This is a genomic window from Lactococcus ileimucosae (assembly GCF_943193185.1).
Lineage (GTDB): Bacteria > Bacillota > Bacilli > Lactobacillales > Streptococcaceae > Lactococcus > Lactococcus ileimucosae.
This window is the reverse complement of sequence record NZ_CALPDE010000008.1, coordinates 60602-82703: the sequence shown is the minus strand read 5'-3', so window position 1 is coordinate 82703 and position 22102 is coordinate 60602. Positions and strand designations below refer to the sequence as shown.

17 protein-coding genes, 1 tRNA gene and 1 pseudogene are annotated in these 22102 nt (G+C 39.9%); 17 read left to right on the top strand and 2 right to left on the bottom strand.

What is annotated here, in order from left to right; genetic code table 11:
* From NFR51_RS05220 to NFR51_RS05175, 10 genes are all read left to right on the top strand, one after another.
* Positions 1-1698 (top strand): LPXTG cell wall anchor domain-containing protein (locus NFR51_RS05220; protein ID WP_251712662.1); only part of this gene is annotated, 1698 nt, incomplete at its 5' end.
* A 139-nt stretch (positions 1699-1837) separates the two neighbouring features.
* The gene (secY2, locus tag NFR51_RS05215; RefSeq protein ID WP_251712661.1) at positions 1838-3103 is read left to right on the top strand and encodes an accessory Sec system protein translocase subunit SecY2; all 1266 of its coding nucleotides are present in this window, start codon (positions 1838-1840) and stop codon (positions 3101-3103) included.
* Between the two features lie 9 nt (positions 3104-3112).
* Entirely contained in the window at positions 3113-4675 is a 1563-nt protein-coding gene (asp1, locus tag NFR51_RS05210) for an accessory Sec system protein Asp1 (RefSeq protein ID WP_251712659.1), read from the top strand.
* Between the two features lie 4 nt (positions 4676-4679).
* Positions 4680-6263: an accessory Sec system protein Asp2 gene (gene asp2, locus NFR51_RS05205; protein ID WP_251712657.1), complete on the top strand. Its 1584-nt coding sequence runs from the start codon at positions 4680-4682 to the stop codon at positions 6261-6263.
* A complete protein-coding gene (asp3, locus tag NFR51_RS05200; protein ID WP_251712656.1) occupies positions 6260-6814 on the top strand; it encodes an accessory Sec system protein Asp3 in 555 nt (184 codons plus the stop codon). The genes asp2 and asp3 overlap by 4 nt, the downstream gene beginning before the upstream one ends.
* 2 nt (positions 6815-6816) lie before the next feature.
* The gene (gene secA2 / locus NFR51_RS05195) at positions 6817-9204 is read left to right on the top strand and encodes an accessory Sec system translocase SecA2 (protein WP_251712655.1); all 2388 of its coding nucleotides are present in this window, start codon (positions 6817-6819) and stop codon (positions 9202-9204) included.
* An 11-nt stretch (positions 9205-9215) separates the two neighbouring features.
* Positions 9216-10721, top strand: coding sequence for an accessory Sec system glycosyltransferase GtfA (gene gtfA, locus NFR51_RS05190; protein WP_251712654.1), 1506 nt, complete (start codon positions 9216-9218; stop codon positions 10719-10721).
* On the top strand, positions 10714-12030 hold the full coding sequence (gtfB, locus tag NFR51_RS05185; RefSeq protein WP_251712653.1) for an accessory Sec system glycosylation chaperone GtfB: 1317 nt from the start codon (positions 10714-10716) through the stop codon (positions 12028-12030). Before gtfA ends, gtfB begins: the two co-directional genes overlap by 8 nt.
* Positions 12031-12198, top strand: a complete 168-nt coding sequence (locus NFR51_RS05180) for a hypothetical protein (RefSeq protein WP_251712652.1) — start codon at positions 12031-12033, stop codon at positions 12196-12198.
* 992 nt (positions 12199-13190) lie between these two features.
* Positions 13191-13715 (top strand): dihydrofolate reductase family protein, encoded by a 525-nt coding sequence (locus NFR51_RS05175; protein ID WP_251712649.1) that lies wholly within the window; start codon positions 13191-13193, stop codon positions 13713-13715.
* A 552-nt stretch (positions 13716-14267) separates the two neighbouring features.
* Here NFR51_RS05175 and NFR51_RS05170 read toward each other — a convergent pair.
* A tRNA-Thr gene (locus NFR51_RS05170) sits at positions 14268-14340 on the bottom strand.
* Between the two features lie 209 nt (positions 14341-14549).
* Here NFR51_RS05170 and radA point away from each other — a divergent pair.
* From radA to ald, 6 genes and pseudogenes are all read left to right on the top strand, one after another.
* Positions 14550-15911, top strand: a complete 1362-nt coding sequence (radA, locus tag NFR51_RS05165) for a DNA repair protein RadA (RefSeq protein ID WP_251712664.1) — start codon at positions 14550-14552, stop codon at positions 15909-15911.
* A gap of 142 nt (positions 15912-16053) precedes the next feature.
* Positions 16054-16293 (top strand): annotated as a pseudogene (locus tag NFR51_RS11100) (lactococcin A secretion protein lcnD); the annotation flags it as partial.
* 92 nt (positions 16294-16385) lie between these two features.
* Positions 16386-16640: a PTS glucose transporter subunit IIA gene (locus tag NFR51_RS05155; protein WP_251712648.1), complete on the top strand. Its 255-nt coding sequence runs from the start codon at positions 16386-16388 to the stop codon at positions 16638-16640.
* Between the two features lie 159 nt (positions 16641-16799).
* Entirely contained in the window at positions 16800-17873 is a 1074-nt protein-coding gene (locus tag NFR51_RS05150; protein WP_251712647.1) for a PIN/TRAM domain-containing protein, read from the top strand.
* Positions 17874-17912: 39 nt separating this feature from the next.
* Entirely contained in the window at positions 17913-18542 is a 630-nt protein-coding gene (locus tag NFR51_RS05145) for a pyridoxamine 5'-phosphate oxidase family protein (RefSeq protein ID WP_251712645.1), read from the top strand.
* A 184-nt stretch (positions 18543-18726) separates the two neighbouring features.
* Positions 18727-19848: an alanine dehydrogenase gene (gene ald, locus NFR51_RS05140; RefSeq protein ID WP_251712644.1), complete on the top strand. Its 1122-nt coding sequence runs from the start codon at positions 18727-18729 to the stop codon at positions 19846-19848.
* Positions 19849-19887: 39 nt separating this feature from the next.
* On the opposite strand, the gene NFR51_RS05135 is transcribed toward ald, so the two are convergent.
* A complete protein-coding gene (locus NFR51_RS05135) occupies positions 19888-20382 on the bottom strand; it encodes a GNAT family N-acetyltransferase (RefSeq protein WP_251712643.1) in 495 nt (164 codons plus the stop codon).
* A 145-nt stretch (positions 20383-20527) separates the two neighbouring features.
* Between NFR51_RS05135 and gltX the strand changes: the two genes are divergently transcribed.
* The gene (gene gltX, locus NFR51_RS05130; RefSeq protein ID WP_251712642.1) at positions 20528-21967 is read left to right on the top strand and encodes a glutamate--tRNA ligase; all 1440 of its coding nucleotides are present in this window, start codon (positions 20528-20530) and stop codon (positions 21965-21967) included.
* Positions 21968-22102 lie beyond the last annotated feature (135 nt).

Below are 22102 nucleotides of genomic sequence, written 5' to 3'. Positions count from 1 at the left end.
GTATCTGAATCAGTATCAGAGTCAGTAAGCGAATCCGTATCCGAGTCAGTATCTGAATCAGTTTCTGAATCTGTATCAGAATCAGTGAGCGAATCAGTTTCTGAATCTGTATCCGAGTCAGTATCAGAATCAGTGAGTGAATCCGTATCAGAGTCTGTATCAGAGTCAGTGAGCGAATCTGTATCTGAGTCAGTATCTGAATCAGTAAGTGAATCTGTATCAGAGTCCGTATCAGAATCCGTGTCTGAGTCAGTAAGCGAATCTGTATCTGAATCCGTATCAGAGTCAGTGAGCGAATCCGTTTCTGAATCCGTATCAGAGTCAGTATCTGAATCAGTAAGTGAATCCGTATCAGAATCTGTATCTGAATCAGTAAGTGAATCCGTATCTGAATCCGTATCAGAGTCTGTATCTGAGTCAGTAAGTGAATCCGTATCAGAATCTGTATCTGAATCAGTAAGTGAATCCGTATCTGAGTCCGTATCAGAGTCTGTATCAGAATCAGTAAGTGAGTCAGTTTCTGAATCCGTATCAGAGTCAGTATCTGAATCAGTAAGTGAATCCGTATCAGAATCTGTATCTGAATCAGTAAGCGAATCAGTGAGCGAATCCGTATCAGAGTCAGTATCCGAGTCAGTGAGCGAATCCGTTTCTGAGTCAGTATCTGAATCAGTATCAGAGTCAGTAAGCGAATCCGTATCAGAATCTGTATCCGAGTCAGTATCTGAATCCGTTTCTGAATCTGTATCCGAGTCAGTGAGCGAATCTGTATCAGAATCTGTATCAGAATCTGTATCTGAATCAGTAAGTGAATCCGTATCAGAGTCAGTATCTGAATCAGTAAGTGAATCTGTATCTGAGTCTGTATCTGAATCAGTAAGCGAATCGGTATCTGAATCCGTATCTGAATCCGTATCTGAATCCGTATCAGAGTCAGTATCAGAATCAGTGAGCGAATCCGTTTCTGAATCTGTATCAGAGTCAGTAAGTGAATCAGTTTCTGAATCTGTATCTGAATCAGTGAGCGAATCCGTATCTGAATCCGTATCCGAGTCCGTATCTGAATCAGTAAGTGAATCAGTATCAGAGTCCGTATCTGAATCCGTATCCGAGTCAGTAAGCGAATCCGTATCTGAATCCGTATCCGAGTCAGTAAGCGAATCCGTATCTGAATCCGTATCAGAGTCAGTAAGTGAATCTGTATCCGAGTCAGTGAGCGAATCCGTATCTGAATCCGTATCAGAGTCAGTAAGTGAATCTGTATCCGAGTCAGTGAGCGAATCCGTATCCGAGTCAGTATCTGAATCAGTAAGTGAATCAGTATCTGAGTCCGTATCAGAATCCGTGTCTGAGTCTGTATCTGAATCAGTTTCTGAATCTGTATCCGAGTCAGTAAGCGAATCCGTATCTGAATCCGTATCAGAGTCAGTATCTGAATCTGTATCCGAGTCAGTAAGTGAGTCAGTTTCTGAATCCGTATCAGAGTCCGTCTCCGAATCCGCAAGCGAGTTCTTGTCAGAATCTGTCTCCGAATTCGTGAACGGACCGGTCTCTGAATTAGCGTCAGAGGCTGCCCCTTCACGCCGCTTGCCAAATACTGGTGAGGGTGCAAGTACAGGTGCTTTATCAGCTGTTGGTCTATTTTTGACAGGACTGCTGGCTGGAAGAAAACGTAAAAAATCAGATGAAAATCAATAGGAAGTAATTTTAGTGTTAGCAGAAAGTAGTCATTCTATAGGGGTGGCTACTTCTGTGTTATAACAAGGACTGACAAACGCTTCTGGAATAAGTGTTAAAAAGATGATTTGTAAGAAATAAAAAGGAAATAAGAAAAACTATGTTTCTCAAACTACAAAAAAAATGGCGTAGCGCCTTGATTTTGCCAAAACTTCTGTGGAGTTTGGTTATCGTATTAGTCTATATGTTTGGCCAACAAATTCCAGTGCCAACTGTGACTCTAAATACGGAAGCTTTGGCCAAGATTGTCGATACACAGCTGCTTAATAATGTAGCCTCAGTAACAGGTGCCCAACTCAGTAGTATCACCTTATTTTCACTTGGTTTGAGCCCCTGGATGACAGCTATGATTATTTGGCGTTTTATCACGATGATGGGGCATTTCAAAAATGCAACCAGTAGACAACTTAACCGCTATCGCCTATATTTAACACTTGTAATCTCTCTCATTCAGAGTTTTGGGCTAACAGCTGCAGCCAGTTATAACACCTCAGCTCTGGGCTATGCACAAGAATCGAGGCTGCGACTTTTCACAATGCTAATCATGGCGGCAGGAAGTTTCGTATTGATATGGTTGGGGAATTTTAATGCACAGAAAGGTCTAGGCGGGATGATGCTTATCATTCTTGTCAATATGTCACTTGCTTTTAAGGATAATATAGTAGCGTATTTCTCTGAAAACCAGTTTTCGCCTCTTAGTTTGACGCTTTCTTTACTTGTCTTCCTAAGCACCTATTTCTTGTTGGTTGTGCTAACGGTAGTTCTTTACCGTGCGGAGTACCGTATTCCTATACGCCGCATTGGTATAAATAATGCATATAATAAAGAAAGCTATTTGCCTATTCGTGTTACACCAGCTGGAGCCCTTCCTTTCATGTATGGAATGACGTTGATGATGTTACCCCCCTATATTTTGAGCGGTTTATTATCCATTTTTCCGAATAATCCCGTGCTCATAAGTCTGGTGGCAAAAATCGGTATCTCCAAGCCCTTAGGCTTAGGAATCTATGCTGTTATTCTCTATATACTTGCTATTGGGTTTGCTTATTATAACTATGATGCTTACGATATTGCTAAAGGGATGCGTCAAAATGGCGATTATATTGATTTTGTGCGGCCTGGCGATGAAACGAGACGTTTTATACAGTCTAAAGTCAATTTATTAGCTCAATTTGGTGCGTGGATGGTATTGCTTCTAGGAGCTTGCCCTTTAGCCGTTGTGGTACTGACACAACAGGGCAACAATGACAATATCAGTATTGCATTACTGGTGAGTAACGCTTATATCGTTTCGACTTTAATGCTCGGTGTTATTGAACAAGTCAACATGTTACAGAATTGGAAAAATTATAAAAATATTATCTAGGAGTTTTACATGTATTATTTTGTTCCGGCATGGTATGGTCAAGGACGCATCTGGTATGATACGACTTCCTTTTGGTTTCGAGTATTTGAGAGGATGCAATTTGACGATACTGTCAATCATATTAAGATGTTTGAACACGTCCATGAGCCCACTCAATTATTAATCTTAAACTACAGTCCTCAGCTGCGCTATTATTTGCATAAGCAAGGCTTATTAACAAGTTCATACTGGTCATTCTTTGATGATATCCAGAATATCAAGAGTATGCACACTAACCCCATCTCGTTTAAAGAGCTTGATTGGCCACAGGGCACAGCTTTTCATCATAGCCCTTTTGCTCTTGTGGCAATGTTGGAAGATGCTCCATTGGCTTATATTCATTTCGCTGAAAATGGTAATCTCATGCGGATTGATTATCAGAAGGATGGACATACGGATAAAACCTATGTCTTTGATGACAGAGGCTTCTTGTCCAGTTTGATTTATTATGATGCAAATGGTCAAGCTCAATACCAAGATTACCTTAATCCCAAAGGGGTTTGGCAAGTGCGAGAAGTTTTTGGCGAACAGTCAGAAATTATCATTAATCCTGTATCCGATCATATGTTTAGGCAACTGACTTATGACAGCTGGGAAGCACTGATTATCGAACGCCTCTCTCTTTTAAGTCGTCAGTACTTTAATGATGATGATACTTTGGTGATTGCCTCACATGAGCAGCATAATCATCTATTGCTTTCTCTTTTTGAAAAACAAACAAAGGTGCTATCCTTCTTTGGAGCACGTTATAATCTTGCATCCTCCACCTTTTTAGAAGTGGCATCAGCAGCGGATCTCATGGTAACAGATACCAAAACAACACTGTCACATCTGAAGCGGCGTTTAGAGGAAGTCGGTTTATCTGATAAGAAAGTAACACAGATTTCTCCCTTTGATACCCGTTTGAGGTTGGGACACAGTCAATTTATGAAAGAGCTCATTATTTACTTTTATATCGATACGATTAGTGATGAAACCCTTAGGGAATATATGCTGCCTATCTTAGATAAAATGGCCCTTTGTGAATCTGTTCAGCTTAGGCTCATCACTTTTCGCTCAGATTATGATTTGAAAAATCTACAGAGCTGGGTTGAACAGCTGATAAATGAGCGATACGAGCGTTGTCTTTTCTATGGAGAAGCTGAAGGCTTTAGTGAGAACCACGTTGATGAGGAAGTGGAGGAACTTCAACGTATTAGCTTTGAATATTTTAGCAATGAAAATCATATCATCGAGGCTTTAGACAGTGCGCGTCTGGTGATTGATTTGGGAGAAGTTCCTGATTTGTACACACAGATAGCAAGTATTAGTGCAGGCGTTCCTCAGATAAATAGGGTAGAAACAGATTATGTCGATCATCAAAAAAATGGTTGGCTTATTTCCTCGCAGCAGGAGATGCTCGAGGCATTGGATCATTACTTCGATGGTTTGACAAACTGGAACAAAGCTCTTGTGTATGCAGTTTCTAAGATGTCTGACTACACAAGTGGTAAAATATTAGCACAGTGGCAAGCATTGTTAGAAAAGGAGTGAAAAGATGATTACAATCTTACAGATTGGCAACAATAATTGGGCAGAGCAAGTGGAGACTCTACCTCAAGACATACAGTGGCATTTCTGTCGCCCAAATGAGATTGTTCCCTTTTTAGAAGCACTCAAACAAGCTGAACGTGCTAAAATAATAGTACCGTCGGAGGAGAGGGATGCGCCAAAAATCCGAATTCGTTTTAACGCTATTCTTCTCACAGAAACCATTGATGAGTCGCTTCTTGAACCACTGGATTCTACGATTGAGGCTTATGGTTTGTATCATGATAAAGGACTTTCCATAAGAAATATAAACCCAACGGGGATATTTCGCAGAAAATGTTTGCGTGAATTACCGAGTGATGGCGACATTTCACAAAAGATAAAGTATCTCTCGCAGGTCCTGTTTGACAGCCAATATGGTGCCAAGTTGAAAATTCCTGATATTGATGTTAATCCAAATTTTCAAGGGAATATTCGCTTCGATGGGCATGTCGGTATGACGGCCTCAGGCTACTTTGGTGAGAACTTTGAGCAGTTGTTTACCTTTCGCTACAATCTTAGTAGCTTTCCCGTTGCCTTAGAAATTTGGCAAGAATATGTCAAAAAATCAGACACTTGTGACCTACAGCTCCGTATCTTCCCTATTCGTAGGGGGAGTTTATATGACCTACAAGCACCGATAATATTGACAGAAGCCGATATGCAAGAACCCTACGTTATTCCTGTAGAGAACGAAAAAATCAGTTTTTATTCGGTTTCTATATATGCAAAGGGGGAAGGTGAGATTACTTTTGGCCCTTTACATTGGCGCTATTCACGTGTTGGGCTGGGGCGCTTTGTTTTGGGTGGTGAACGCCACAGTGATGGCAAGCGCCAAGAGATTATGACTTACTTTAATCCTGGGGACATGAAGCCGCCAATAACCGTTTATTTTTCAGGATATAGATCGGCAGAAGGTTTTGAGGGTTATGGTATCATGAAATCTCTCAAGACACCATTTATGTTGATAGGTGATCCACGTCTGGAAGGAGGCAGTTTCTACATTGGTACACCTGAGCTTGAGCAAAAGATTGTGGCTGCCATTCAAGAGTCTCTGGACTATCTAGGTTTTTCGTCCTCTGATTTGATTCTTTCAGGCCTATCAATGGGAACTTATGGTGCTCTGTACTACGCAGCACATTTTAATCCCTACGCAGTGGTTGTTGGCAAACCTTTTACAAATCTAGGTGATACGGTTAAAGGAATGAAGCTGCTCCGTCCCGATGAGTTTGAAACCAGTGCCGATGTCCTTTTGAATGCAACAGGTGGGACGTCACTTGCGAACATTGACAATCTCAATAAAAAATTTTGGGAGAAGTTTACAACTTCTGATTTTCCCGATACACACTTTGCAATTGCTTATATGGAGCAAGATGACTATGACCGTTCAGCGACTGAAAAGCTTATCAATCACCTTTCTCAAAAGAATGCCCATATTTATGCTAAAGGTTATGAGGGACGCCACAATGACAATAGTCACTCTATCAAAAAGTGGTTTATGAAACAATATGTTGACCTCCTTGAGGAGGGCTATGAAAGGAGGGACAAATGAGGAAACAATTGGTAAAAACAATTACATGGACAGAAGTTCATAAGGGGCATGTTTACCTTTATGGTACTCAACTGCAGCTCGTAGGAAAAACACTTCATTACCACAATCCTTTGTTGGCTTCTGGTAAACCTTTACTGAAATTTGACTCACGGACCAACTATCAGGGAGATCGCCGCTCGCCAGACCTTCCTCTCCTACTCCCCAATCGTACTTACGAACTGTCCGCTGCCTTTGAAACGGTCCCTGCTGATAGAGCCTATCTCCAAGTTGATTTTTACAATCGACAAAATGAAGTCATCTGGTCTTATATTCAACGTGAGAAAGTGGGACAGTTCACTTGTCCAGAGGAAACATTTACTTACCAGATTCTTTTGTTCAGTGCAGGCTGCAGCGATTTGACCTTCGACCATTTCACCTTGTCTTTGCTGGAGCCGCAGCATAACCTTACAACTTATGCGATGAAGACAAGAGGCTATTTATCAGATAAAATACCAGAGGAGCTTTCTCTCGTAGCCCCTCTCATTAGAAGTATAAAAGAGGAAGAGGAGTGACTATGTCGCCAAAAGAAAGAAGAGGGGTAATGAATGCCCTAAAACTTCGCCGACTTCGCCGTATTTTGAAAAAAATTAATGCCCGAGCTGATGAGATGAGTGCCTTGACTGATGCTGAATTGTCAGAAAAAACAGTTGGATTTAAAGAACGTTTACAGGCAGGACAAACTCTGGATCAGATACTTGTGGAGGCTTTCGCAGCAATGCGTGAGGCAGATAAAAGGATTTTGGGTAAGTTTCCCTATGATGTCCAAGTTCTGGGCGGTTTGGCCTTGCATTTTGGATATATCATTGAGATGAAAACGGGTGAGGGTAAAACCCTAACGGCGACTTTACCTCTTTATCTCAATGCTTTGGAAGAGAAGGGAGCCATACTCGTTACGACAAATGACTACCTCGCTAAACGAGATGCAACGGAGATGTCACCCGTCTTTTCATTCATGGGGTTGAAAGTGGGTGTAGGTGTTTATGAAGAAGACGAAGAGGTTGATGCCAACCGAAAAAGAGAAATCTATGCGTCAGATATTACTTATACAACCAGCACAGCTCTTGGCTTTGACTATCTCGCTGATAATCTTGCAGGCGATAAAAAAGGTAAGTTTCTCAGACCCTTCCATTACGTTATTGTGGATGAGGCAGATGCGGTATTGCTCGACAGTGCTCAGACGCCTTTGATTATCTCGGGAGTTCCTCGCGTTCAATCTAATCTCTATGATGTGTGCAATCAGTTCGTGCGGACATTGCATGAAGATGAGGAGTATCATTTTAACAAAGAAGATAAGGCTGTCTATTTGACAGTTAAGGGTGGACATTATGCAGAAAACTATTTTAATGTCCCAAATCTCTATGACAGTAGTTATTTTGAATTGAACAGGCATATTAATCTAGCACTGCGCGCCCACCATTTATATAAAAAAGATGTGGATTATGTTGTGGTGGATAATGAGGTCAAACTTTTGGATAACCGTACAGGGCGTATCTTAGAAGGAACTCGTCTTCAGTCAGGTATTCATCAAGCAATTGAAACTAAAGAAGGGGTCAAGAAAACAAAAGACTCTCGTTCAGTAGCCTCGGTGACTTATCAAAGTTTATTTAATATGTTTCCCAAATTATCTGGAATGACAGGAACGGGAAAAATTGCCGAAGATGAACTTATCAGCACCTATCGTGTATCCGTCATCGTCATCCCGACCCATAAACCCGTAATTCGTCAAGACTTTCCAGATCAGATTTATGTGACTTTACCTGAGAAGCTGGCAGCGACCTTGACATATGTAAAAAAGCTGCATGCTAAAGGACAGCCCATTCTTTTGATTTCTGGTACAGTGGATATTGCTGAAATCTATTCCCGCATGCTGTTGCAAGAAGGTATTGTTCATAGTGTCTTGACAGCGAAAAATGTTGCTAAAGAAGCTCTGATTATTAAAGAGGCGGGGCAAAAAGGAACAGTGACAATCGCCACATCCCTGGCTGGTCGTGGAACAGATATCAAGCTAGGTGAAGGCGTTGCGGAACTTGGGGGGTTAGCTGTTATTGGGACAGAACGAATGCCTAACAGTCGTATTGATTGGCAGTTGCGAGGGCGGGCGGGGCGTCAGGGTGATCCCGGCTTGAGTCAATTTTTCGTTTCGCTAGAGGACGAGTTAGTGCAGCAATATGGTGGTAAAAGGGCAACACGCTATTTTGAAAAAAATAACCATCGCCAACGCAGCAACTATGGGAATCCTTTGCATCAGAGACGATATCAACGTGCCTTAAAGCAAGCACAGGCAAAAAGTGATGACCGTTCGGTTTTGGCACGCCAATCGACCATTAAATTTGATGAAAGTTTACGTGTTCAACGTCAAAAAATCTATGCTTTACGTGATGAGTTGATTTATGACGAGAAAAACTTATCTCAAAAAGTTGACCATATTGTGGACGAAGTGATTTCACAGTACTTGGCTTCAAATTCTAATCTAACAGAACACTCCTTAAGGCGTTATATTTTAGATAATTTTAGCTATCAATTTCAAGAATCTTCACTGCCCGTTTCTGTTGATAATCAGAGGGCTGTGAAACGTTATCTAAAAAGTCTGTATCATTCGGAGATGAGTCGAAAAGCTGAAAGATTACAGACTGAGGAGAAAAAAGCTGAATTTTTACGCCTTTCGATTTTACATGCTATCGACAACTGCTGGTTGGAGCAGGTGGATAACTTGCAGCAGCTGAAAAATTTTGTATCGCTGCGACAGGCCGCTCAAAGGAATACCATGACAGAGTATTATCAAGAATCTTTGAGATCTTATGATCGCATGTGTCAAGCTGTGAAAGAAACAGTGCTACGTAATGTTATGTTAAGTACCATCGAAAGTGATGGAAATACAGGCTATTCAATTTATTTTGTATAAGGAAGTTTAAGATGACAATTTATAACATCAATTTAGGAATTGGTTGGGCAAGTAGTGGGGTTGAGTATGCCCAAGCTTATCGTGCGAGTGTCTTTCGTGATTTAGGGATTCCTGCCAAATTCATCTTTACAGACATGTTTCAACATGAAAATTTGGAACATTTGACTGCAAATATAGGCTTTAGTGATGATGAGATTATTTGGTTATACAGCTATTTTACAGACATCAAAATTGCTCCAACAAGTTATCCCCTATCAGAGCTTGAGAACAGCTTCACTCTGCCTGTTCAGTCTATTGATAAATCTGGAAATTTGTGGCGTTATCACTTTAACGAGGATTTCTACGCTAACGTTTCCCTATATGGTCCTGAAGATAACTATGTTCAACGTGTAGAATATGTGTCAAAAGGTAATTTAGTACGTAAGGATTACTATAGTTATGTAAAGATTTTTACGGAATATTATATGCCTAAAGATCAAAAACCACAACTCATTCAGCGCTCCTTTTTCAATGAGGATGGGAGTGTCGCCTATGAAGAATATTGTGAGCCTGAGATGAGCATCTTCAAGTTTGAAAATAAGTGGTGCTATGGCAAGGAAGAATTGGTCGGATACTTGTTAGACTGTTTGGCATTAACCAGACAAGATATGATTTTACTTGACCGTGCAACAGGTATTGGACAGGCTGTATTTGACCATAAGGGTCAGGCTGCCCTAGCTGTGGTTATCCATGCAGAGCATTACAATGCAAAAGCGGATGAAGAGGATAACATTCTGTGGAATAATTATTACGAATATCAGTTTACAAATGCTGATAAAGTCGATGCCTTTATCGCTTCAACACAAGTCCAAAAGGAACTCTTGGAAAAGCAGTTCCAACATTATACCTCTCACCGGCCAAAAATTTATGCTATCCCTGTAGGCAGCTTGGATAAATTACGCTATCCAGAGAGTCAACGTGTTCCTTATCGTATGATGACAAGTTCACGTTTGGCTTCAGAAAAGCATATTGATTGGCTTTTGCAAGCGGTTATCTTGGCGAAAAAATCTTTGCCACAGTTGACATTTGACATCTATGGTGAAGGAGGGGAGCGTAATAAACTCACAAAGCTCATTTCTGATGCACATGCCCAAGACTATATTCAGTTGAAAGGCCATCAGAACTTGACAGAAATCTATAAAGATTATGCTTTATACTTGACGGCATCGACCAGTGAAGGATTTGGTTTAACTCTTCTCGAAGCAGTGGGTTCAGGTTTGCCTTTGATTGGTTTAGATGTACCTTATGGCAATCAGACCTTTATCTCTCATGGGGAGAATGGCTTGCTTTTAGAACGGCAAGAACCTGATAATAGCCAGCATATGGCACAAGTCTTCGCTGAGGCCATTGTTCGATACTTTCAAACAATGGATGCAGATAAGGCACATGCATCTTCTTACCAAAAAGCACAGGCCTTTTTGGCACACGAAGTAGCTAAACAGTGGCAAGACTTTATCAAGGAGGTTTTATATGATTAGAATATATGACTGGTTGAACCAAGAAGCCTTGGATTTACATTATTCTCTGCAAGCAGCGGGAATTTTAGGTGAAACAATCGTTCTTAATGACGAAGGAAATCTGCCTGAGGATATTACTTCCCCTTATCACTACTTTTGTAATGTTGCTTCTGATACCGGTAAGGCTCTTTACTTTAATCAACTCACTGTTCCTAATGGCTGGCAAATTACAGGAAATAATACACAAGGTGAGGTGTGGAGTTACGGCATTAAAAAAGCGACCATTCATTATCATATGCCACTCTATTTACGTCTGATAAAGCAGGTCGATTGGTTGACTTTGGATGGAAAGGTATATGTAACCGACCATTACAATCAATACGGCTGGTGCTTTGCAAAATCTTACTTTGATGCAAATCAGCAAGTTGTTCTCAAAAAATATTTTACGAAACAAGGACATGAAGTGATCAGTCATAATCTTGTAACAGGGGATGTTCTACTTAGTTGGCAAGGCAAAGACTATCATTTTACAAGACTGGTGGATTTTATCCTGTTTTATTTGGCAGAGGCAGGGTATGATCTTTCGAATATTTGGTACAATTCACTCGGACTACCGTTTTTAGCTTCCTATTATTACCAAGGTGAGGGAGAGGACATCTTATTTTGGCAGGAGGACATAGGTGAGGCTATTCCAGGAAATATGAAACTCATCCTTGAAGGAAATGCTGGGCGGACGAAACGCGTTCTTGTTCAACAAAAAGAAGCTTATGAGAAGTTGCTCCGCTTGGCAAGCCCGGAGGAAGCAGCAAAAATTGCTTACCTTGGATATATTTATCCCAACATACGTAGTAATCATAATCGTAAGCAAGCTCTGGTTTTAACGAACTCGGATCAGATTGAGGGATTGGATAATTTGCTCCGCAATTTGCAGGATTATCATATTCATATTGCAGCATTGACAGAAATGTCTCAACGTTTAATTGATTACGAGGCTTTTCAGCAAGTAACCCTCTACCCAAACGTATCTCAGAAAATGGTTGACCAGCTCTTTGAAGCGTGTGATGTTTACCTTGACATCAATCATGGCGGAGAGATTTTATCAGCCAGTCGTCGTGCCTATGAGTCAAATCTTCTCATTTTAGGATTTGATAATACTGTTCATCAACAGCAATTTATGTCACCAGATCATATTTTCAAAGCCCAAGAGTCTGAACAAATGGCTGACTTTTTACGGCAGTGTCAAGATTTGCCACGCGCAGTTGCAAAACAACGTTCCGAAGCTAGACAGTCAACGCCGGCCGATTATCATCAGATATTAGGAGGTTATTAAATGACACGTAAAAATGAATTGCTTGATAAAGATATCGAAGAACGAATTGATAAGGCACGACTCGAGCAGCATGAGCCTGAAGTCAATCGGAGACCAATTTTTTATACCATTATTGTTGTGCTAGTGACTTTAGCAGTCGTCTTGTCTTTGCTCCGCTACCTTAGATAAATGCTCAAACCTATCTGAAATCTAGAAAGAAAAAATGCTCCAGACGGCATAGAGAGATGCCGAATTGAGCATTTTTTTCGGTTTTTGCCCCAGTTTCTTATTTTTTGCAAAGAGAAAATTGTCGGAGAAGAGGTGAATAAATGGGAGCTCTATCCTTTATTTATCAGATTTGACGACTATATAAGGCTTATCTCTTTTATGAAAATAAAGTGCTAATGGATTCATAATATATAATATAACCAATGCTATACAACAGAAATCTGAGGTATCCTATATACCCTTGGCACTCTAAAATTGTGGTATTTTTTGCATCTTAAAAAATGTTGTAATACACAGATGAAAGTGCTATCATAACGTTGCGAAAGCATTGCCGAGCATGCTTGGAAAATACCGTCGAAATAGGAGAGTTAACTATAAAAAAAGGAGTTTTAAGATTTATTATGAGAAAATCACTTTCTCAAGTGTGATGTTATCAATGTTGCCTGGAGCTGTTTCTTATATAATTTTTATGATTTGGTTAAAAGATTTGTATCCTGAATTACTATTTTTATGGATAGTTCTATTATTTTACTATGGGTAATTTATTCTCTATCTTCTTATTTAGAAAAGACTCTTGGTTCTATGGTGAGGCGCAACTTTGAAAAACGATAAGGAAATATTACTTCCTTTTAAAGTTGAACTTTCTGATTCTTTATTATGTATTTCAAGAGGGTCACATAAAGTCAGCGCTTAGGAGTTAAAGGGGGATGTAACGTTTTATAAATGTGAACAATAATCAAATAAATACAACACCTCTATATGTTACAAACTTAATAAGACTCCATGTTTTAGAAGTTTAAGGTATATCAAATCTGGTAAGAATAAGCAATGATGAAATATGAAAATTTATAAAATAAATTACTGAATTTTGTCATTTAGTAATTTTCGTGATAAAATGAAATGTATATGTATCAAAATAAAATTATATCGAAATGATTTGAAAGGTAATGAATATGACAGTAAAACTCTATACGGCGACCAGTTTGGATGGTTACATCGCCACCGAAAACGATGATTTACAGTGGCTTTTCGATGTTGACGGTGAGGGTGATAACGGTACAGGCAGCTTTTATGCAGGGATTGATGTGATTGTCATGGGAAAAAAGACTTATGATTATATCATACGCGAGGAATCTGGTCAGTGGGCCTATGGTGAAAAGACTGTTTACGTGCTCAGTCACACTACGCACGGCAACAATGACCAGGTGACATTTATAAAATCAATCAATCAAATCCCAGAATTTGAAGCTGGCCTTATTAATAGCACAAAAAATGTCTGGATTATGGGCGGTGGACAAATCAACCGACTATTTCTTGAAAAACATCTGGTAGATGAAATCATTATCACTATTGCCCCCGTTTTATTGGGGAAAGGCAAGGAACTTTTTCCAGAAGGAGATTATGGTGAAAATCTTCAATTTGTCAGCAGTAAAACTTATGGTCAATTTGTTGAGTTGACTTATCGTGTTTTGAGGTAATGAAAGTATCTTTTATCAAGCAAAGTCAAAATCGTGGTCATCTGACTGCGTTTTTTTGAAAAAATTGTTTTAATTTCAGAAGATACCTTTTTTCACCTCTTCGAAGTCTTAAAACAGGATATGAGGAACTGTGGATTGAGTCCAAGGGCCATAAAGGCTTTCTTCTATATTAAACAGAAAGAATATCAAAAGGCTTAGGGAGAGAAAAAATCTCATATGTTAAGGTATGGTTTCGTGTCTTATGCAAGTGAAATCGGGTTAATGTGAAAGCGATTATGTCACAAGTAGGCCATTCAAAATTTGATATGGCCCTACATTGGACTCCTCTTACTAAAAACATGAGAAAAGAAACAGCAGATGTTTTGAATGGAACGTCTTTAAAATTATGAAAATGCACCATAAATGATGATATGTTATAATTTTAAGAGTGGCGTGCATTTAGGAAGCAAAAAAATACACCAAAGCTAATGGGAAAAATCTGTCAAGAATGGACAACTCTGAAAAAAGAAAAAAGCCCTAGAACAGGCTTTATAATAGTTTTTAAACCAGCAATGCCACTGAATGGAATCGAACCATCGACCTCCACCTTACCATGGTGTTGCTCTACCGACTGAGCTACAGCGGCGACTTATTGCTTTCGCCCACTCGGAGAGCAACAGAGGAGGATTTGCTTTCGCAAATCTTTATCTGCCAATTAGAAGCTGTGCTTCTAACTCTACCGACTGAGCTACAGCGGCTGACTTGTGCTTTATGAATGGACTACATCACTAAGCACTAATAATTTTACCAAAAATACGAATAAAAGTCTATAAAAATAGAAGTGAGGACATTAAAATAGCAAAGAAAAAATCAACATTTCTCTGTCAAGAATGTGGGTATAAATCTGTAAAAAAACTTGGGCGCTGCCCAAACTGTGGGGCGTGGGGTTCCTTTGTTGAAGAAGTTGAGGTGCAGGAAGTTAAAAATCAGCGTGTTAGTCTTACAGGTGAACGCTCAAAACCCATGAAGTTAGATCAGGTTGAACTTTTTGACACACCACGCGTTGAGACAGACTTAGAGGAGTTTAATAGAGTACTCGGTGGTGGCGTTGTTCCCGGCAGTCTTGTACTTATCGGGGGTGATCCGGGTATTGGTAAGTCCACGCTTCTGCTCCAAGTGTCAACGCAACTTGCTTCTCGTGGAAGAGTGCTTTATGTTAGTGGTGAAGAGTCTGCCCAGCAGATCAAGCTGCGTGCAGAGCGCTTAGGGGATATTGACACTGATTTTTACCTTTATGCAGAAACCAACATGCAAAGTATCCGAAACGAGGTTGAGCGCTTGCAGCCCAATTTTTTAATTGTTGATTCTATTCAAACCATCATGACACCAGAAATTCAAAGTACACAAGGTTCCGTAAGTCAAGTCCGTGAAGTAACTGGAGAGCTCATGCAGCTGGCAAAAACCAATGACATTGCGACCTTCATCGTAGGACATGTGACGAAGGAAGGGCAGCTTGCAGGTCCACGTATGCTGGAGCACATGGTGGATACCGTACTCTATTTTGAAGGAGAACGTCAAAATACTTTCCGTATCTTACGAGCAGTCAAAAACCGCTTTGGTTCTACCAATGAAATAGGTATCTTTGAGATGCAGGGCAGTGGCTTAGTTGAAGTGACAAATCCGAGTGAGGTTTTCCTAGAAGAACGTTTAGAAGGCTCTACAGGCTCTGCTATCGTCTGTGCTTTGGAGGGGACACGTCCAATCCTAGTTGAAATTCAAGCGCTGACTACACCAACCATGTTTGGTAATGCCAAACGGACAACTTCTGGTTTAGACTTTAACCGTGTGAGCTTGATTATGGCCGTACTTGAAAAGCGTGCAGGTTTTCTTTTGCAGCAGCAAGATGCCTATTTGAAATCAGCGGGCGGTGTAAAATTGGATGAACCAGCAATTGACTTGGCAGTTGCAGTAGCTATCGCTTCAAGCTATAAAGAAGCACCGACAGATGCGCGTGAATGTTTCATCGGAGAAATAGGTTTGACTGGTGAGATACGGCGTGTGACGCGCATGGAGCAGCGACTTAATGAGGCAAGTAAATTAGGATTTCAAAAGGTCTATGCACCTAAGAATAGCCTAGCAGGTGTCGATATTCCAGAAAATTTGCAGGTTGTTGGTGTGACAACTCTGTCTGAATGTTTGAAAAAAGTATTTGGTTAAAAGAACTATCTCAATGAGAAGAATAAAATATTAGACTGCAGACAAACAGCCTCAAAATCTGAGGCTGTTTCTTGTGTATTGAAAATAAACTGATTTTAATCGGAATTTTTCTTTTCTCAATCTTAAAAACAAGACTCAAGTCTATCTCTTTTCCTGTATTCCAAGCAGTCAAATTTCTGGAATTAAGCCAGGTCAAAAGGTTCGCTTTACGATTCAACAGATCCTTCCAAAAACAGAAATTGTAACCGGAACAATTCACCAAATTGACAGTGCCCCAACTCCATCGAAGAACGGGAATACTTATAAAGTTTCGGACTTAGTCACCATTCAAAAGACTTATTTTAACTACTACTTAGATAAAATAAAAGGAGAGTCTTCATAAAGTTGCTTATGTTAAGCAGGGTAACACAAATATCCAGAAAATAGTAAAGCATAATTTTTTTAATAACTGCAGATAAAAAATTCTGATTTGTCATGTTTTTTCTTTTAGGACTAGATACAGTATCTTTAGAAGGTGAACCATTCAGTTATAATATTGCTGAAGGTGATGTTGTAACTGGAGGCCAAGAAATTGGCAGAGTGGATTGGAAAAAAGTTGAAGATGCAGGTCTAAAAAAGACAAGTATGCTTGTGTTTACAAGTATGACCATGGGTAAGCAAGTCAGCTTCAGTATAAATCAAGCTATAAAATCAGCTGGTGAACTTGTTGGACATGCAGAGTTTATTTAATGAAAAGAAAAGATTAAGTGCAGGATGCTGTACTTGATCTTTTTTATAAAGTTTTAACTGCCATAAAGAGATAAACAAGTATCTTATCATGATGTGTGATATAATTGACACAGAACTTTATATTAAAAAATTAAGGCTAGAGAATAGAAAGGAAGTCTTATGCGTCGTTGGATAATTCATATTCTGATGGGTATTGTGGGCGCCTCTATAGGCATTACCGTCCTCCCATGGGTTTGGCACCTCTTTGGTCAAGATGCCAATGCTTTTAATCAAGAAATTGCAAATGGGTTAATTGGAGCAATTATTTTTGTTATTTTTTCATTTTTTATGTCCAATTTCTTGATGAGAGCCCTGAAAAGATTAGATCAAAAAATAACCAGAGTTAATCTCTCCAAAATGGTGTTTAATTTTATTGGTGCCATTTTAGGTTTAATGGTTGGTGTTCTACTGACAATTCCCTTGTCTTTGTTAGGGGTGCCTGTGCTGAGCAACATTATTTCATTTATTTTGATTGTTGGTCTACTTTATCTGGGTTACACAGTCTTTGATAAGCGTGGAGACGAAATCTTTAAAATTGTATTTCGTAAAAGAAAAGAAACAGCACCAGCAGATAAGCCTGGTGATAAAGAGGAAACCTCTCGTTCTTCTATGCTTCTGGACACAAGTTCAGTCATTGACGGGCGAATTTTAGATGTGCTTAAAACAGGATTTATTAGCGATAAGGTCATTGTTCCTAACTTTGTTTTGTTAGAATTACAATTGATTTCGGATAGCGCTGATCCACTTAAACGTGCAAAAGGGCGCCGCGGTTTAGATCTGGTTAATTCATTAAAAGAATTTGCCAATGTTGAAATTTCTACTAAAGACTACGAGGATGTTCGTGAGGTTGATACAAAGTTATTGCGCTATGCAAGCGAGATTGGCGCAAAGCTAGTCACAAATGATTTTAACCTCAACAAAGTTGCAGAAATTCAAGGTGTAGTTGTACTTAATATTAATGATCTCGCAAATGCAGTAAAAACACAACTTATTGTAGGAGAACAAGTTGAAGTGACTATCATTCGTGAAGGTTCAGAGCGCCAACAAGGTGTGGCTTATCTTCCCGATGGGACAATGATTGTCATTGAAGACACTGCTAAGATGATTGATAAAAAAGTATTAGTTGAGGTAGCTAAAGTTTTACAAACGAGTGCAGGCCGGATGATTTTTGCCGATCTGGTTGACTCTAAATAAGCAAATGATAGTTTGAAGGAACAAAAATAAGGGTGATGTATGTATTTTAAACGCTTTGCACAACTTTTTTTCATTTATCTATTCGCAGCACTGGTTCTGGTAGCTATTGTGAGCTCAGACTTCTTACAAAATAAAAGTTTAACTTTTGCTTTTGCCTTGCTTGTTTCTTATGCTGTGTTGACCTTGCCTTTAGTTCTATTGACTATTTTAAAAAGTAACAAAAAGGCAACTACCGTTGGTTCCCAAGGGGAAGGTGGAGAAGTGCGCCGTATTCTGGGGCTCTTACCAGGCTATCTTGCTTTAAGCTGTCAGACATCAGAAGGACGACAAGCGACGACGATTATGAGCTTTGTTCAATCTGTTCATGAGGAAAACGTCTGGTATATGGTGGCTGATAAGAAAGCCCACAAGGTTCAAGATATAAAAGAAAATCCTCAGGTTGCCTTTACGACTTGGTTTGATAGCTTGGAAAAAGGAGAGCGTCTGTCTTCCAATCAGGTTCATGCAGAGATTATACAAGGAGTAGCTGCAAAAGAACTTGTCAAACATGAAAGTAATATACTTAATCTTCACGAAAATGCGCCAAATATGGCGATTATTAAACTCAGCATCCATTCTTTATTGCACGAAAATTTTAAAGAAGGTGCTCAAATCATTGATTTTAACTGAAGTTTGCGGACTTCTTTTTTGTTTAGAATTCTAAAAATGTTCATAAGCTTATAGTTGCAATAAAACTTTATAAATGTTATTCTAATTATGAAAGTGGTTACACAATTACTTTTGTTAAACTAAGGTTTCAAATAAAAAGGGGGATAAATCCCCCAGAGCATATACCTATATGGAGGATAAATTTATGAAAATAGGTGTTCCAACAGAAATTAAGAAGCATGAATATCGTGTGGGACTGGCACCAGAGTTTGCAGCTGCTTATGTGGCTGCTGGACATGATGTTTACATCCAAAAAGGAGCGGGTGAGGGCTCTTCATATCCAGATGAACTCTACACAGCAGTTGGTTGTCATATCTTGCCGACTGCAGAGGAGATTTATGCAACTGCGGACATGATTATTAAGGTGAAAGAGCCGCTTGAGCCAGAATACGCATTGATGCGTGAGGGACAAATATTTTATACCTATTTCCATCTTGCAGCAGATAAGGCTTTGACCAAGGCAGTCTTGGATAAGAAAATTGTTGCAATTGCCTATGAAACGATTCGTGATCGTAACGGCGCGCTTCCAGCCCTTAAACCAATGTCCGAAATTGCTGGACGCTTATCCGTTCAAGAAGGTGCGAAGTATCTAGAACGTCCTTTTGGCGGACGTGGCATTTTGCTTGGAGGTGTAACAGGAGTTCTTCCTGCCAATGTTCTTGTTTTAGGTGGTGCAGGAGTTGTGGGACGTAATGCTGTCGCTATGGCTGTCGGAATGCATGCTAATGTTACAGCAGTTGATGTGAACTTGGATGCTTTGACAGAACTGGATAAACTATATGAGGGACGTGTAAACACAGTTTACAGTACAGATCATGCAGTGAAAGAGTTGATTTCGAAGGCTGATTTAGTGATTGGGGCTGCGCTTATCCCAGGCGCTGCAACACCACAGCTTATTCGTCGTGAACATTTGCCACTGATGAAAAAAGGAGCGGTCATTGTTGACGTAGCAATTGACCAGGGTGGAACTTGTCAAAGTTCTCACGTGACTTATCATGACAACCCTGTCTTTGAAGAAGAAGGCGTTATCCACTATTGTGTAGGGAATATGCCTGGTGCTGTGCCCGTCACTTCAACAGCAGCCTTAAACAATGCGACACTGACAAATGGCTTGGCTATAGCAAACAAAGGTTATAAAGAAGCGCTTAAAGCTAATCCAGGACTCAAAGAAGGGCTTAATGCAGCTTATGGTAAACTAACATGTAAACCTGTAGCTGATTTATACGACATGGTTTATACAGACAGTGATGAAGTAATTAATGGATAAGAAAAAGTGCTGCTTAACAATAAGCAGCGCTTTTTTATTTTATAGGGGAAGAACCATGTTGTACCATGTTTCTCCCGCAAGTTGTGAGTCAGAAATCCCTTTGGAAACAAATCCATAACGTTCATAGTAAGGAATGAGATTTTCGACACAGGTAAGGCTGATGCCTTGACGACTTTCTTCGGCTGCAGCTTCCTTCATCAAATCCAGTAATGAAGTAGCGATACCTAAATCACGGTATTCACTATCTACAGCGAGACTGACGATAATTTGAAAGCGGTCTGTTGGACGACTTGCTTCTGTTTTCTCAAACATATCGTCTGTAAGGTAACATTTGTCAGAAGTTGGGCCTACAAGAATGCCGACCACTCTGCCTTCTTCATTTCGAGCAACGAAGAAGCGCTCAGGAATGACTTGGAGGCGTTCTAACATTGAAGTGCGTGAGAGAACCTCATTTTCTGGGAAAGAGGTTTCCTCGATATGCATCACATCATCAATGTCTGTGATTTTTGCTTTGCCATATGTAATTTTAGTCATATCTTTATTTTAACATGCGCATTAGCATGGAGTCAATGAAGCTAATGTTTCTTTGGTTACAGTATGATTTTATAATGACTCACTGTTAGAAACATTGCTCAGAATATGATAAAATAAAAGGGATTGAAACGAACAGGAGAAAACTATGTCTAATAACATTCGTGTGCGTTATGCACCATCACCAACAGGTCTCTTACACATCGGTAATGCACGTACAGCTCTTTTTAACTATCTTTTTGCGCGTCACTATGGTGGTGACTTCCTTATCCGCATTGAAGATACAGACCGTGAGCGCCATGTAGAAGATGGTGAACGTTCTCAGCTTGAAAACTTACGTTGGTTAGGCATCGACTGGGATGAAAGCCCAGAAACGCATGAAAACTATCGTCAGTCAGAACGTTTGGAACTGTATCAAAAATATATTGATCAGCTTTTAAGTGAAGGTAAAGCTTACTACTCTTATAAAACTCCTGAAGAGCTTGAAGCAGATCATGAAGCACAAGAATCGGCAGGAATTGCCCCTCATTATGTCAATGAGTACGCGGGAATGTCAGAAGCTGAGAAAGAAGCGTATATTGCAGAACGTAAGGCAGCAGGAATTACACCGGTTGTCCGCATTTCTGTAAATGAAACAGCCATTTACAAATGGACAGATATGGTGAAAGGCGATATTGAGTTTGAAGGTGGTAACATTGGTGGTGATTGGGTTATCCAGAAACGTGACGGCTACCCAACTTACAACTTTGCTGTCGTAGTAGATGACCATGACATGCAAATTTCACACGTTATTCGTGGAGATGACCACATTGCGAACACACCCAAACAGTTAATGATTTATGAAGCTTTAGGATGGGAAGCACCTGTCTTTGGCCACATGACATTGATTATTAACTCTGAAACAGGTAAAAAGTTGTCGAAACGTGATACCAATACACTTCAATTTATCGAAGATTACCGTAACAAAGGTTTCATGGCAGATGCCATTTTCAACTTTATCGCTCTCTTAGGCTGGAACCCAGGTGGTGAGCAAGAAAAATTCAGCCCACAGGAGTTGGTGAAACTCTTTGATGAAAAACGTTTGAGTAAATCTCCAGCAGCCTTTGACCAAAAGAAACTGGAATGGATGGACAACGAATACATCAAGCATGCGGAGTTTGAGCCTGTCTTCGAATTGACAAAACCCTTCCTTGAAGCAGCTGGACGTTTTGATGCGCGTGCGGAAGAACTGGTTAAACTTTACAAACCGCAAATGAAATATGCTGAAGAAATTCTTGAGCTAACAGACCTGTTCTTTGGAGAGTTTCCAGAGCTTACAGACGAGGCACGTCAGATGATGGCCTTAGAAACTTCACCAGTCGTAGTGGCTACTTTCCGTGAAAAACTCGCAGCATTGGAAGATTTTACTGCTGAAAATATCTTCCCACTTTTCAAAGAAACACAAAAAGAAACAGGTGTTAAAGGAAAAAATCTTTGGATGCCGATTCGTATCGCTGCTTCTGGCAGCATGCACGGTCCAGAATTACCCGAAACAATCGCCCTCTTAGGAAAAGAAAAAGTTCTTGAACATATGGCACAATTCTTGTAAAAAGAGTGAAAACAAACGCACCAGTCCTTTGGGCGTTTGTTTTGCTTCTGTGGCAGTAATTGTTAAAAAATAAATCATAATAAAGTTTATAAAGGCTGTCCTTGGACAGCTTTTTAGTTTAGATTTAACGAGTAT

Bases quoted from the DNA above. Each gene is read 5' to 3' on its own strand.
- secY2 (WP_251712661.1), top strand. From the start codon at position 1,838: ATGTTTCTCAAACTACAAAAAAAATGGCGTAGCGCCTTGATTTTGCCA.
- asp1 (WP_251712659.1), top strand. From the start codon at position 3,113: ATGTATTATTTTGTTCCGGCATGGTATGGTCAAGGACGCATCTGGTAT.
- asp2 (WP_251712657.1), top strand. From the start codon at position 4,680: ATGATTACAATCTTACAGATTGGCAACAATAATTGGGCAGAGCAAGTG.
- asp3 (WP_251712656.1), top strand. From the start codon at position 6,260: ATGAGGAAACAATTGGTAAAAACAATTACATGGACAGAAGTTCATAAG.
- secA2 (WP_251712655.1), top strand. From the start codon at position 6,817: ATGTCGCCAAAAGAAAGAAGAGGGGTAATGAATGCCCTAAAACTTCGC.
- gtfA (WP_251712654.1), top strand. From the start codon at position 9,216: ATGACAATTTATAACATCAATTTAGGAATTGGTTGGGCAAGTAGTGGG.
- gtfB (WP_251712653.1), top strand. From the start codon at position 10,714: ATGATTAGAATATATGACTGGTTGAACCAAGAAGCCTTGGATTTACAT.
- NFR51_RS05180 (WP_251712652.1), top strand. From the start codon at position 12,031: ATGACACGTAAAAATGAATTGCTTGATAAAGATATCGAAGAACGAATT.
- NFR51_RS05175 (WP_251712649.1), top strand. From the start codon at position 13,191: ATGACAGTAAAACTCTATACGGCGACCAGTTTGGATGGTTACATCGCC.
- NFR51_RS05155 (WP_251712648.1), top strand. From the start codon at position 16,386: ATGTTTTTTCTTTTAGGACTAGATACAGTATCTTTAGAAGGTGAACCA.
- NFR51_RS05150 (WP_251712647.1), top strand. From the start codon at position 16,800: ATGCGTCGTTGGATAATTCATATTCTGATGGGTATTGTGGGCGCCTCT.
- NFR51_RS05145 (WP_251712645.1), top strand. From the start codon at position 17,913: ATGTATTTTAAACGCTTTGCACAACTTTTTTTCATTTATCTATTCGCA.
- ald (WP_251712644.1), top strand. From the start codon at position 18,727: ATGAAAATAGGTGTTCCAACAGAAATTAAGAAGCATGAATATCGTGTG.
- NFR51_RS05135 (WP_251712643.1), bottom strand. From the start codon at position 20,382: ATGACTAAAATTACATATGGCAAAGCAAAAATCACAGACATTGATGAT.
- gltX (WP_251712642.1), top strand. From the start codon at position 20,528: ATGTCTAATAACATTCGTGTGCGTTATGCACCATCACCAACAGGTCTC.